This is a genomic window from Microbacterium sp., assembly GCF_011620715.1.
Lineage (GTDB): Bacteria > Actinomycetota > Actinomycetes > Actinomycetales > Microbacteriaceae > Microbacterium.
Genome location: NZ_WOYP01000047.1, coordinates 1 through 12,852 on the forward strand (window position 1 = coordinate 1; position 12,852 = coordinate 12,852).

Below are 12,852 nucleotides of genomic sequence, written 5' to 3' on the forward strand. Positions count from 1 at the left end.
GGGCCGCCGAGCAGGCCGCGGCGGCACCTGCCTCAGGCGGAGGCGGAGGCGGAGGAGGCGGAGGCGGCGGCGCTGTGTCCGGCACCGGCTGGGCCAGGCCCGGATCAGGCGGGATCACTTCCGGCTACGGACCGCGCTATGTGCAGTGCGGCAGCGGATACTGCTCCAGCGGCTACCACGAGGGCACCGACCTCGGGCAGGCGTGCTGGTCGGGCATCTACGCCGCGCAGTCGGGGACCGTGGTGTACGCCGGCTACAACGGCGGCTACGGCAACTACATCAAGATCGACCACGGCGGCGGCGTCGCGACCGGGTACGCGCACATCTCCAGCGGCGGCTTCTACGTCGGCTACGGGCAGTGGGTGGGCGCGGGACAGCTCATCGCGGCGACCGGCAACACAGGCAACTCGTTCGGATGCCACCTGCACTTCGAGGTCTACATCAACGGCCGCACGACCAACCCCGAGCCGTTCATGGCAGACCGGGGAATCTGGCTCTGACGGTCAGACGGTCTTGGGGGCTTCGCCCTCACCCTGCGTCTTGGTCTGCCCCTCGTGCTCGGCGAACCGCACGATCGACTCGGCCAGCAGACGGTCGGCCTCGTCCTTGCCGCCCCACTGGTCGACCTTGACCCATTTGTCGGGCTCGAGGTCCTTGTAGTGCTCAAAGAAGTGCTCGATCTCCTTCTTCGTGTACTCCGGGATGTCGTCCAGGTCCTGGACGTGGCTCCAGCGCGGGTCCTTCGTGAGCACGGCGACCAGCTTGTCGTCGCCGCCGGCCTCGTCCTTCATCTTCAGCACGCCGACCGGGCGGACATTGACCATCACGCCGGGGAACAGGGTGACATCCAGCAGCACGAGCACGTCGAGCGGGTCGCCGTCCTCGCCGAGCGTGTTCTCGAAGAACCCATAGTCGGCGGGGTAGCCCATCGGGGTGAACAGCACGCGGTCCAGGAACACGCGACCGGTGCCGTGGTCCACTTCGTACTTGACCCTGCTGCCGCGGGGGATCTCGATGACGGCGTCGTGTGCCATGTGCAATTTCTCCTTCAGAAGAGCCGGTGGGATGCCGCGCACCAGCCTACTCGGCAGGCGGCACGCTCCCCGGCGATAGCGTGGGAGCGTGGACAGCCGCCCGAGCCTCGACCCCGCCGTCGCCGAGGTGCGCCTGGCCGTGCGGCAGTCCCTGGCGGCAATCGCGGAAGGCGCGACCATCGTCGTCGGTCTCTCGGGAGGACCCGATTCCCTTGCACTGTCGGCTGCGCTGGCGTTCGAGGGGCCCAAGCGCGGCCTGCACGCGATGAGCGTGACGGTGGACCACGGACTGCAGCCCGACTCTGCGTCAGTGGCGGCGGCGGCCGCGCGCCAGGCCGCGCAGCTCGGACTCGACCCGCTCGTCATCCGGGTCACGGTCGGCGAGGAGGGCGGACCCGAGGCAGCCGCGCGCGCAGCGCGCTATCAGGTGCTCGGGGACGCCGCATCCGACGCCGCCGCAGTGGCGGTCCTGGTCGGCCACACGCTCGACGACCAGGCCGAGACGGTTCTGCTCGGCCTCGCCCGCGGGTCCGGCGCGGCCAGTCTGCAGGGGATGGCGCCCGTTTCGCAGCTCGCGCCGGGCGTCGCGCTGCTGCGTCCTCTTCTCACGGTGCGCCGCGCGACCACCCGCGCAGCATGCGCGGCCGAAGGGCTCGAGCCGTGGGACGACCCGCACAACAGCGACGTCCGGTACGCCCGCGTGCGGGTGCGCGAGAACGTGATGCCGGTGCTGGAGTCCGAACTCGGACCGGGGATCGCCGCGGCGCTCGCGCGAACGGCGACGCTGCTGCGGGAGGACGCGGAGGCGTTCGAAGAGATCATCGATGAGACGGTCGAGGACATCGTCGAGCACGCCGAAGCCGGGATCTCGGTGTCGGCGGCCGCGCTCGCGGCGAACCCCACCGCCTTGCGCAACCGCATCATCCGGCACGTCGTCGCAGCGGAGTTCGGGGTGAGCCTGACCCGCTCGCAGACCCTCGAGGTGGCCCGGCTGGTCACGGAGTGGTCGGGTCAGGGGCCGATCGACCTGCCTGGATGCCGCGCACGCCGCACCGGCGGGCTCATCGAGTTCACGGCACGATAACTCACCCCCGTCGGCGCGGGCATCATCGCCCGCTGTCCTAAACTCTCCCCATGCGCGCTGCCGATGTCCAGAGCGAGATCACGAAGGTCCTCGTCACAGAGGAGCAGATTCTCGAGAAGCTCGACGAGATCGCGGATCGGGTCGCGAAGGACTACGAGGGCAAGGACCTCCTCCTGGTCGGCGTACTCAAGGGCGCCATCATGGTGATGGCCGACTTCTCGCGAGCGCTGCCGACACTCGTGCCGATCGACTGGATGGCGGTGTCCTCCTATGGGGCGGGCACGCAGTCCAGCGGCGTCGTGCAGATCCGCAAGGATCTCGACACCGACCTGCACGGCAAGCACGTGCTGATCGTCGAGGACATCATCGATTCGGGGCTCACTCTGAGCTGGCTCCTGAAGAACTTCGCATCGCGGGGAGCGGCATCCGTCGAGGTGTTCGCCCTGCTGCGCAAGCCGGACGCCGCGAAAGTGCATGTCGAGTGCCGCTACGTCGGGTTCGACATCCCGAGCGAGTTCGTCGTCGGCTATGGCCTGGACTACGCCGAGAAGTACCGCAATCTGCGCGATGTGGCGATCCTCGCGCCGCACGTGTACGCCTGACCATTCGCCCTCGGCTACGCCGTGGGCGTGTCTCGATACGCTCGCTGGCGCTCGCTACTCGACAACCATTCGCCCTCGGCTACGCCGTGGGCGTGTCTCGATACGCTCGCTGGCGCTCGCTACTCGACAACCATTCGCCCTCGGCTACGCCGTGGGCGTGTCTCGATACGCTCGCTGGCGCTCGCTACTCGACAACCATTCGCCCTCGGCTACGCCGTGGGCGAATGCACAGGCTCCCCATAGCGGGCCCGCGATACCCTGATTCCACCGTTGCCGTGGCCCTGCAGCCCTCGCGCGAACGGATCGTCGACGAAAGGGAACGGGCGCCGCCCGCACCATGGACTTCAAGAAGATCACCCGCAACCCGCTCTTCTACGTGCTGTTGATCGGGATCTTCCTGATCGTCGGGTTCGCGCTCGTTTCGAGCCTGGGCGGTGCGAAGCAGATCTCCACGCAGGAGGGCCTGAAGCTCCTCGACGGCACCACCGTGACCGAGGTGCTCAACACCGACGGCGACCAGCGCGTCGACATGAAGCTCTCCGAGCCGTACGAAGGCGCTTCGGATGTGCAGTTCTACTACGTGACCGCGCGGGCCGCCGAGGTCGTCGACGCGATCAACGCCGCCAACCCCAAGGACGGCTTCAACGACGCCGTTCCGCGGCCGACGTGGTTCGACGGCTTCATCTCGCTCATGCTTCCGCTGCTGCTTCTGGGCGTGCTCTTCTGGTTCCTGCTCTCCAGCGCCCAGGGCGGTGGCAGCAAAGTCATGCAGTTCGGCAAATCGCGCGCCAAGCTCGTCTCCAAGGAATCCCCGACCGTGACCTTCGACGACGTCGCCGGCGCCGACGAGGCGATCGAGGAGATGCAGGAGATCAAGGACTTCCTCAAGGACCCTTCGAAGTTCCAGGCCGTGGGCGCTCGCATCCCGAAGGGCGTGCTGCTGTACGGCCCTCCCGGAACCGGCAAGACCCTGCTCGCCCGCGCGGTCGCCGGCGAGGCGGGCGTGCCGTTCTACTCGATCTCAGGCTCGGACTTCGTCGAGATGTTCGTGGGCGTCGGCGCGAGTCGCGTGCGCGACCTGTTCAACCAGGCCAAGGAGAACTCGCCGGCGATCATCTTCATCGACGAGATCGACGCCGTCGGCCGCCACCGCGGCGCCGGCATGGGCGGCGGGCATGACGAGCGCGAGCAGACGCTCAACCAGATGCTCGTCGAGATGGACGGCTTCGACCCGAAGGTCAACGTCATCGTGATCGCCGCGACCAACCGCCCCGACATCCTCGACCCCGCGCTGCTGCGCCCGGGCCGCTTCGACCGCCAGATCGGCGTGGACGCGCCCGACCTGAAGGGTCGCAAGAAGATCCTCGAGGTGCACGGCCGCGGCAAGCCCCTCGCCGAGGGCGTCGACCTGGAGGTCGTCGCGCGCAAGACGCCCGGCTTCACCGGTGCCGACCTCGCCAACGTGCTGAACGAGGCCGCGCTGCTCACTGCGCGATCCAACGCCCAGCTGATCGACAACCGTGCGCTCGACGAGGCCATCGACCGCGTGATCGCGGGTCCGCAACGGCGCACGCGCGTCATGCGCGACAAGGAGAAGCTCATCACCGCGTACCACGAGGGCGGTCACGCGCTCGCTGCCGCGGCGATGAACAACACCGACCCGGTGACGAAGGTGACGATACTGCCCCGCGGCAAGGCCCTCGGCTACACGATGGTGCTGCCCCTCGACGACAAGTACTCGATCACGCGCAACGAGCTGCAGGATCAGCTCACGTATGCGATGGGCGGACGCGTCGCCGAGGAGATCGTCTTCCACGACCCGACGACCGGCGCTTCGAACGACATCGAGAAGGCCACCGGCATCGCCCGCAAGATGGTCACCGAGTACGGCATGACCAACGACGTCGGTCCCGTCAAGCTCGGCTCGGCCAGCGGCGAGGTCTTCATGGGTCGCGACATGGGCCACGGTCGCGAGTTCAGTGAGAAGATCGCCGAGCGCATCGACAACCAGGTGCGCGCGCTCATCGAGCAGGCGCACAACGAGGCATACCAGGTGCTCAACGACAACCGTGACGTGCTCGACCGGCTCGCCCTCGAGCTGCTCGAGAAGGAGACGCTCGACCACCTCGAGCTTGCCGAGATCTTCAAGGATGTCAAGCGCCTGCCGCCGCGCCCCCAGTGGCTCTCGAGCGACGACCGACCCGTGTCGTACCAGCCGCCCGTCGAGGTTCCGCGCCGTGTTCACCCCGAGGGGATCGCCGCGACGGTCGAGGCGGAGCAGGTCGCGCCCGAGAAGGCGCCGAAGCGTCGTCCCACCGGTCAGGCCCGACCAGCGACCGCGTAGGCTCGGCCGTGGCCGTCGACCGAGAGCGCGTCGCCGTGCTGGTGCGCGAGTTGCTCACGGCGATCGGGGAGGATCCCGATCGCCCGGGCCTTCGGCTGACCCCCGGGCGCGTCGCCGACGCCTACGCCGAGTTCTTCTCCGGCATCGGAGTGGATGCCGCAGCCCCGCTCGCGCACACGATCTCGGTCGCCCGCGGTCCGGCGCCCGAGACGCTTCCCTCCGGGGCGGTCATGCTCCGCGACATCTCCTTCCGGTCGGTGTGCGAGCACCACCTGCTGCCCTTCCGCGGGCGCGCCCACATCGCCTACCTCCCCGGCGAGCAGGTCGTGGGCCTCGGAGCGCTGCCGAAGGTGGTCGAGATCCTCGCGTCGCGGCCGCAGGTGCAGGAGCGGCTCGGCGAGCAGGTCGCCGACACGATCGCGGCATCCCTCGACGCCCGCGGCGTGCTGGTGGTCCTCGACGCCACACACGAGTGCGTGACCATGCGCGGTGACCGGCAGCCGGACGCCTCCACCGTCACGATCGCCGCGCGCGGTGAACTGTCGGAGCCGGCGGCCCGGGCGGAGCTGATCGCGCTGCTCGGCCCTTCGAGAGCCTCAGGAACCGCGCGCGCATGACGACCCTGATCATGGGGATCGTCAACGTGACCCCCGACTCGTTCAGCGACGGAGGCCGGTACGCAGACGCCGACACCGCGATCGCGCACGGCCTGTGGCTGCGGGCCGAGGGTGCGAATCTGCTCGACGTGGGCGGGGAGTCCACGCGCCCCGGTGCCGAGAGGGTCGCCCCGCGGGTGGAGCAGGAACGGGTCCTTCCCGTCGTGCGAGCGCTGGCCGAGGCCGGAGCGGTTGTGAGCATCGACACGATGAACGCCTCGACCGCCCTGGCCGCCGTCGAGGCTGGCGCGCGATACGTGAACGACGTCTCGGGGGGCCTGGCCGACTCCGATCTGCTGGCCGCCGTCGCCACCACGAACGCCGACCTCGTGCTCGGTCACTGGCGCGGGCCATCGGCCGACATGTACGCGCGCGCCGAGTACGCCGATGTCGTGCAGGAGGTGCTGCGCGAACTCACCGACCGCGCGGACGCCGCTGCGGCCGCCGGCATCCCTCCCTCGCGACTCGTCGTCGACCCGGGAATCGGCTTCGGCAAGAAGGGCGCGCAGAACTGGGACGTGCTGCGCGCACTGCCGAGGGTCGTCGGTCTCGGTCACCGCGTGCTGGTCGGCACGAGCCGCAAGCGGTTCCTCACAGAAGCGCTCGCCACCGATGGCGCAGCGGATGACCCCTCCGTGACCGAGTCGCGACGCGACCTCGCCACGGCGGTCACGAGCGTGCTGGCCGCGCAGGCCGGGGCCTGGGCGGTCCGCGTGCACGATGTGGTGGCGACCAGGGACGCCCTGCGTGTCTCAGAGATGTGGAGGCGCCCCGGCGTCGCCGGCGTGAGGGGATAGGGGACCGGTGGACGACGTCGACGAGATCACTCTGACGGGACTGCGCGTCTTCGGACGCCACGGGGTATACGAGCAAGAACGGCGCGACGGTCAGCAGTTCGTCGTGGACACGACGCTGTACGTCAGCACGGCTGCCGCGGCCGCGAGTGACGACGTCGCCGAGACCGTGCACTACGGCGAAGTCGCCGCGCGCATCGCGCAGATCGTCGGCGGGGAGCCGGTGAACCTGATCGAGACCCTCGCTCAGCGCATCGCCGATGCGATGCTCGCTTACGACGGTGTGCGGATGGTCGCGGTGACCGTGCACAAGCCGGGTGCGCCGATCGACCTGGAGTTCGCGGACGTGTCGGTGACGATCCGGCGCACTTCATCGAAGACCGGAGAGCCCCGCTCATGAATCGACGCCTCGCCGAGGGATTCTCGGCCGACATCGTCCCCGCCGAGAGGCCGCCCGTGCGGGCCGTGGTCGCCCTCGGCGCCAACCTCGGCGACCGGGCGGCCACCCTCAACGCCGCTCTCGGCGACCTGCAGGCTCTGCCGCTGGTCGACGGGGTGCGCGCGTCCGCGTTGGTCGAGTCGGTCGCGGTGAAGCCCGAGGGGCCGGATGCCGACGCCCCGGCGTATCTGAACGCGGTCGCGCTCGTGACGACCAGGCTCGCACCGTCCATGCTCCTGGCCTTCCTGAAGGCGATTGAGACGCGCCACGGCCGGGAACGGCGCGAGCGATGGGGAGACCGCACCCTCGACCTCGACCTCATCGCGTACGGCGACGTGGTCAGTCGTGACGATGTGCTGACCCTGCCGCATCCCCGCGCGGCCGAGAGGGACTTCGTGCTGGCGCCGTGGCTGTCGATCGATCCGGATGCCGAGATTCCGGGCGCCGGACGCGTCGACGCACTGCTCGAAGCGCTGCGGGGTTCGCACCGGGGTACTTCGTGAAGCGCACCGGCGCCGGCATCCTGATCATCGCGGCGGCGATCGGCGTCACCGCCGGATTCCTGCTCGACCAGGCGCTGACCGCCGGGGGACGCGCGACGTTCACCCCCTCGGTCACGCTGCCGATCTTCCTCGTACTGCTCGGGGCGATCGTCGTGGCGCTGGCGCTGCCCATCCGCCGGGCCACGCGGGGAACCCTCGCCGCGCCGGTGAATCCGTTCTGGGCTCTGCGGATCGCGATGCTGGCGAAGGCCTCCAGCATCGTCGGGGCCGCCGTGGCCGGACTGGCCGGTGGCCTCGCCCTGTTCCTGCTGACCCGCCCGGTTTCGCCCTCGGTAGGCTCATTGGGCGCTATCGTCGCGACCGCGGTGTGCGGGGCAGCCCTGGTGGCGGCAGGGCTGTATGCGGAGCATCTCTGCACGATCCGGAAGGACGATGATGACGAACAGCCCGGCGGAGATGCCGAGCCCGGTGGGTGAGGACGCCCCCGGCTCGCTGGCGCGAGCCCTCGACCGGGACACCTACGACACCATCCGCGAACCGCGGGCAGCCGGCCGGCTGCCGCTCGGGGACGGGACGTGGCACCAGCTGGCGCGTCAGTACGTGTGGGTTCAGCTCATCTCGACAGGCCTCCTCGCGCTGATCGTGCTGGCTGCGGTGCTGCTGCTCACCCTGCTGTGGGGGCAGTGGTGGGCGTGGATTCCCGGCGGCGTCTTCCTCGGCATCCTGATCTGGACGATGATCATCACCCCCCGCCAGGCGCGCGCCTACGGATACCAGCTGCGCCGCGACGATCTCGTCTTCCGGCGCGGCATCCTGTGGCAGCGCGTCGTCGCGGTCCCCTACGGCAGGATGCAGCTCATCGACATCACGCACGGACCGCTCGATCGCGGGTTCGGCATCGCACAGCTCAAGCTCGTGACCGCCGCGGCATCCACCGGAATCGTCATTCCGGGGCTCAAGCAGGACGCGGCCGAGCAGCTGCGCGACACACTGGTCGATGTCGCAGAGGCACGCCGGACAGGTCTGTGAACGAATTCCCGCAGGATCCGCCGGTGCAGGCGAGTAGCCCTGCCGCTCCGCTTGTGGCTGCGCGCGCGGCTCCCCAGCTGAGCGACGGCGAGTGGCATCGCCTGCACCCCCTGACGCCGCTGTTCCGCGGCGGCCTGTTCCTCGTCGTGATCGCGGGACTCGTCATCGCCAATCTGCGCGATCGCCTGGTCTTCGTGTTCCTGCCGTGGATCGACGACGACATCGACGTGAACGTCGACGTCGAGGAGTTCCGTACCGGGGATCCGATCGACTTCATCATCGCCAACAACCTCTACCTGGTGGCGGGGCTCGTCCTGCTCGGCATCCTGCTCGTCCTGATCGGGCTGTTCTACCTGTCGTGGCGGTTCCACACCTTCCGCATCACCGGTGAGGACGTCGAGGTGCGCAGCGGGGTCCTGTTCCGCACGCACCGGCGCGCGCCGCTCGATCGCGTGCAGGGCGTCAACCTCACCCGCCCGATGTTCGCCCGGCTCGTCGGCATGGCCAAGCTCGAAGTCGTCGGAGCCGGCCTGGACTCCAACGTCAAGCTCGAGTACCTCTCGACGGCGAACGCCGAAGCGGTGCGTGCCGACATCCTGCGGCTGGCATCCGGGCGCGGTCTCGCCGAGGCGCAGGCGGCGGGGGCCGCGGCACCGGGACGCTCGCGGCGTTCGGCTGCGGCATCCGTGGTCAGCGCGGGCATCAACGGACTCATCTCCGGTGCGGAGGAGCCGGTGACCGAGCCCGAATCGGTTGTGCACATCCCGGTCGGAAGGCTCATCGCCTCGCGGCTGCTGAGCACCTCGACGCTCTGGCTCATCGCGATCATCGTGGCGATCGTCTTCGGGTCGATCGCCGGCACGCCTTGGGTGCTGTTCACGCTGATCCCGGCCCTCATCGGCTTCGGCGCGTACTGGGTGCGCACGATCACGCGGTCACTGCGCTACTCGATCGCGCCCACGGTGAGTGGGGTACGGATCACGTTCGGCCTGTTCACGACGATCACCGAGATCCTCCCGCCGGGACGCGTGCACGCTGTCGAGATCTCGCAATCGATCCTCTGGCGTCCGGCCGGCTGGTGGGAGATCACCGTGAACCGGCTCTCGGGGCGAGGTCTCGCCGACGGCGCGAACGACCAGTTCACGACAGTGCTGCCGGTCGGCACCCGCGCCGATGTCGAGCGCGTGCTGCGCCTGCTGATGCCGGGCCTGCCCGAAAGCGAGTGGCCGCTCGTGTTCGAGCACGGCATCCTGGGCCCGAGGCCCGAGGACCCGTACACCAACACCCCGCGCCGCGCGCGGCTCCTGCGTCCGCTGTCGTGGAAGCGCAACGGCTTCCTGCTTCTGCCCGACGCGCTGATGATGCGCCGCGGCGCGATCTGGAGGAAGCTCGCGATCTTCCCGCTCGCCCGGCTGCAGAGCATCGGCATCGAGCAGGGGCCGCTCGACCGCGCGCTCAAGGTCGCGAGCATTCGCGCGCACACGATCACCGGACGCGTCTACGGGCGACTCGCGATCCTTGATCGGGATGCCGCGCTCGGCGTGTTCGAAGACGCCGAGGCCGCCGCAATCACGGCCGCCTCGAGCGATCACAGCCACCGCTGGGCGGATGGGGGGCCGGAGGCGATCGAGGCCGAGAGTCCGGCGATCGAGGCGCTCGCCGACGCTCCGGAGCAGCGACTGTGAAACGCGACGGAAGGCTCGGCGTCGGGATCATCGGGGCGGGACGCGTCGGCCCGGTCATCGGGGCGGCGTTGGGGGGCGCCGGCCATGCGATCGTCGGCATCACCAGCGGGTCGGACGATGAGCGTGCCGAAGCCGTGCTTCCCGGCGTTCCCGTGCTCGACGCGCTCGAGGTGGTGCGGCGCAGTGAGCTCGTCGTGATCGCCGTCCCGCACGCGGAGCTGCCCGGCCTCGTCGCCGGACTCGCGGAGCTGGATGCGTGGCAGCCGGGTCAGCTCGTGCTGCACACCGACCCCGCCTACGGGACCGGGGTGCTCGCCCCCGCGTCCGCGCGAGGGGCGATCCCCTTGGCCGTGCATCCGGCGGTCGCCTTCACCGGCACGTCGATGGATCTGCGCCAGCTGTCGCACGCCTACGCCGCGGTGACTGCGCCCGCGCCCGTGCTCCCGATCGCGCAGGCGCTCGCTGTCGAGCTGGGCTGCGAGCCGGTCGTGGTCGACGAGGAGTCCCGCGCGGCCTACGCCGAAGCGCTCGAGACCGCCACCGAGTTCTCACGCTCGATCGTGCGGCAGTCGACCGAGCTGCTCGCGCAGGCCGGCATCCCGTTCCCGGGCAGGTACCTCTCGGCCCTCATCCACTCGACGGTCGATCAGGCGCTCCAAGCGGCGGGCTCAGCCGGTGCGGTAACCGGACCCGAAGACCTCGACGTCTGACAAGCTGACGGGCGCTATGTTGGGGAAATGCTCCCCGCATCACCGCGCTCGAGGAGTCTGCCGCGGGAGCGAATGCCGCCCTGGCTGATTGCAGTGATAGTGGCGCTCATACTTGCCGCATCACTTGCGAGGCTGTGGCGGCTGGACCTCCAGCCGTACTGGGTGGATGAGACCTGGTCCTTGGGTGTCGCATCGCTCGCCTTGCCCGATAGCCTGCACACGATCAAGTCCGAGATCCACCCGCCGACATTCCAGTTGATTCTCTGGGGCTGGATCAGGATCGGTGGCGTCGAACCCGAATGGACCCGACTGCTCAGCGCTGTGTTCGGGGTCGCCGGAGTGTGGCTCGCATATTGGCTCCTTCGCGCGTCGCCTTTCCCCCTCGGCTTGCGCTTGATATGGGTGGCGTCGGTAGCCGTCTCGGGCTTCGCGATCGTTTACTCGCAGGATGTGCGCTCGTACAGTCTCGCCTGGCTCGCGGCGGTCGCGCTGACGGCCATGACGTTGCGAATGTGCGTCGAACCCCATCCGCCGGGACGCGCGGTGATGGTCTCATGGGTGCTGTGGGGTGCGATCGGGTCTGGAATCCACCTCTTCAACACGCTTCTCGTCCTCTGCGCAGCGATAGCGATTGGGCTCCGTTGGCGGCGTCGAATCGCGCTCTTGTCTGCACTCGCAGCGCTCGCCCTGATGCCGCAGATACTCTGGCTGCTGCTCGCCACTCTGATCGCCCCAGGCTTTGCGGGCGGTTCCTCGTGGATTCCGGCGCCCACCGTGGCGGACGTGACTGAGGGCCTGACCACTCTTTTCGCAGTCGACGGACTGCACCACACCGCACGGGGATTCGCGTGGGGATCACCTGCCGCGCTCGTGATCTTGGGGATCTTGACCGTGTCCCTCGCCTCAGCGACCCTTCTTCAACGCAAGCGTGGCACTCTCGCCGCGCCGACCGAGGACGAGGCGTTCGCCTGGGTGGCCGCCCGAGTGCTTGCGACGATGCTGGGGGCGGCGCTGCTGATCGCATTCGTGGTTTCGCAGGTTGTCCATGTCTGGACGGTGCGAAACCTGATTGTGCTCCAGCCGGCGGCTGCTTGGTCCGTTGCTGCGGTCCTCTTTGCATTCGCCAGCCGGTTGCGATGGGCGAATGTCCTCGTGGCCGTCATTGTTGGGCTTCTCGCGCTCAACCTCACGGGGATCCTCGTGAACATGTCTGGCCCATACAAACCGCCGTCCACCCTGACGGTCCACTTCGAGGATGATTGAGCCCGGCCGCTTCACAGCGTCGCCGACTTCCGCCGGACCTCTCGTGAGCGCATCGCCAAAGCGTGTTGCCCGGCCGCGACTAGACTTGGGCGGACTTCGAGGAGCCCCGAGACGATGAGCACGACGCCCGAGCCCGCTACCCCACCCGAGCCGACTGAAGAGGACGTTTTCGAGCAGAAGGCTGTGCGGCTGGCCAAGCGCGAACGGCTGAACGACCAGCGGTCGGATGCGGCGGGTGGTGCGTACCCGGTCGCGGTCCCGATCACAGACACCATTCCCGACCTGCGCGCACGGTACGGCGAGCTCGAAGCCGGAGCCGAGACGGGGGTGACGGCAGCAGTCGCGGGCCGCATCGTGTTCAGCCGCAACACCGGCAAGCTGTGCTTCGCGACCCTGCAGGCAGGAGATGGCAGCCGCATCCAGGCGATGGTGTCCCTCGCCGGCGGGGGCGAGGACTCGCTGCAGGCATGGAAAGACCTCGTAGACCTCGGCGATCACGTCTTCGTGAGCGGTGAGGTCATCTCCAGTCGCCGCGGCGAGCTGTCGATCATGGTGGCGAGCTGGCGGGTCGCGGCGAAGGCGATCCTTCCGCTGCCGAACATGTACAGCGAACTCTCCGAGGAGAGCCGCGTGCGCAGCCGCTACCTCGACCTCATCGTGCGCGATCAGGCGCGCGAGACCGTCCGCGCACGCGCGAAGGTCAACGCAT

The 12,852-nt window shown here is 69.1% G+C and carries 15 protein-coding genes; 14 read left to right on the top strand and 1 reads right to left on the bottom strand.

Features of this window, described 5'->3' with window-relative positions; translation table 11 throughout:
* Positions 1-500, top strand: a 500-nt coding sequence (locus tag QZV84_RS04655) for a M23 family metallopeptidase (RefSeq protein WP_292826043.1), incomplete at its 5' end; no start/stop codon positions are given.
* Positions 501-503: 3 nt separating this feature from the next.
* Here QZV84_RS04655 and ppa read toward each other — a convergent pair.
* Complete coding sequence (gene ppa, locus QZV84_RS04660; protein ID WP_292826046.1) at positions 504-1,034, bottom strand: inorganic diphosphatase; 531 nt, start codon at positions 1,032-1,034, stop codon at positions 504-506.
* 88 nt (positions 1,035-1,122) lie between these two features.
* On the opposite strand from ppa, the gene tilS reads away from it, so the two are divergent.
* The 13 genes from tilS to QZV84_RS04725 all read left to right on the top strand — a co-directional run.
* Positions 1,123-2,118: a tRNA lysidine(34) synthetase TilS gene (gene tilS / locus QZV84_RS04665; RefSeq protein WP_292826049.1), complete on the top strand. Its 996-nt coding sequence runs from the start codon at positions 1,123-1,125 to the stop codon at positions 2,116-2,118.
* A gap of 50 nt (positions 2,119-2,168) precedes the next feature.
* The gene (gene hpt / locus QZV84_RS04670; RefSeq protein ID WP_292826051.1) at positions 2,169-2,720 is read left to right on the top strand and encodes a hypoxanthine phosphoribosyltransferase; all 552 of its coding nucleotides are present in this window, start codon (positions 2,169-2,171) and stop codon (positions 2,718-2,720) included.
* Positions 2,721-3,057: 337 nt separating this feature from the next.
* Positions 3,058-5,064, top strand: coding sequence for an ATP-dependent zinc metalloprotease FtsH (ftsH, locus tag QZV84_RS04675; protein WP_292826054.1), 2,007 nt, complete (start codon positions 3,058-3,060; stop codon positions 5,062-5,064).
* Between the two features lie 8 nt (positions 5,065-5,072).
* Entirely contained in the window at positions 5,073-5,681 is a 609-nt protein-coding gene (folE, locus tag QZV84_RS04680; protein ID WP_292826057.1) for a GTP cyclohydrolase I, read from the top strand.
* Entirely contained in the window at positions 5,678-6,517 is an 840-nt protein-coding gene (folP, locus tag QZV84_RS04685; RefSeq protein WP_292826060.1) for a dihydropteroate synthase, read from the top strand. The genes folE and folP overlap by 4 nt, the downstream gene beginning before the upstream one ends.
* Before the next feature lie 7 nt (positions 6,518-6,524).
* Complete coding sequence (folB, locus tag QZV84_RS04690; RefSeq protein ID WP_292826063.1) at positions 6,525-6,914, top strand: dihydroneopterin aldolase; 390 nt, start codon at positions 6,525-6,527, stop codon at positions 6,912-6,914.
* Positions 6,911-7,456 carry a 2-amino-4-hydroxy-6-hydroxymethyldihydropteridine diphosphokinase gene (gene folK / locus QZV84_RS04695; protein WP_292826066.1) on the top strand — a complete coding sequence of 182 codons (546 nt, stop codon included), beginning with the start codon at positions 6,911-6,913 and terminating at the stop codon, positions 7,454-7,456. The genes folB and folK overlap by 4 nt, the downstream gene beginning before the upstream one ends.
* Entirely contained in the window at positions 7,453-7,932 is a 480-nt protein-coding gene (locus QZV84_RS04700) for a DUF3180 domain-containing protein (RefSeq protein WP_292826069.1), read from the top strand. Before folK ends, QZV84_RS04700 begins: the two co-directional genes overlap by 4 nt.
* The gene (locus tag QZV84_RS04705) at positions 7,892-8,485 is read left to right on the top strand and encodes a PH domain-containing protein (RefSeq protein WP_292826072.1); all 594 of its coding nucleotides are present in this window, start codon (positions 7,892-7,894) and stop codon (positions 8,483-8,485) included. The genes QZV84_RS04700 and QZV84_RS04705 overlap by 41 nt, the downstream gene beginning before the upstream one ends.
* Positions 8,486-8,508: 23 nt before the next feature.
* Complete coding sequence (locus tag QZV84_RS04710; RefSeq protein ID WP_292826075.1) at positions 8,509-10,170, top strand: PH domain-containing protein; 1,662 nt, start codon at positions 8,509-8,511, stop codon at positions 10,168-10,170.
* On the top strand, positions 10,167-10,880 hold the full coding sequence (locus QZV84_RS04715) for a Rossmann-like and DUF2520 domain-containing protein (RefSeq protein ID WP_292826078.1): 714 nt from the start codon (positions 10,167-10,169) through the stop codon (positions 10,878-10,880). The genes QZV84_RS04710 and QZV84_RS04715 overlap by 4 nt, the downstream gene beginning before the upstream one ends.
* A 72-nt stretch (positions 10,881-10,952) precedes the next feature.
* The gene (locus QZV84_RS04720; protein ID WP_292826081.1) at positions 10,953-12,143 is read left to right on the top strand and encodes a hypothetical protein; all 1,191 of its coding nucleotides are present in this window, start codon (positions 10,953-10,955) and stop codon (positions 12,141-12,143) included.
* Positions 12,144-12,257: 114 nt separating this feature from the next.
* A partial coding sequence (locus tag QZV84_RS04725) for an OB-fold nucleic acid binding domain-containing protein (RefSeq protein WP_292826084.1) occupies positions 12,258-12,852 on the top strand: 595 nt, incomplete at its 3' end.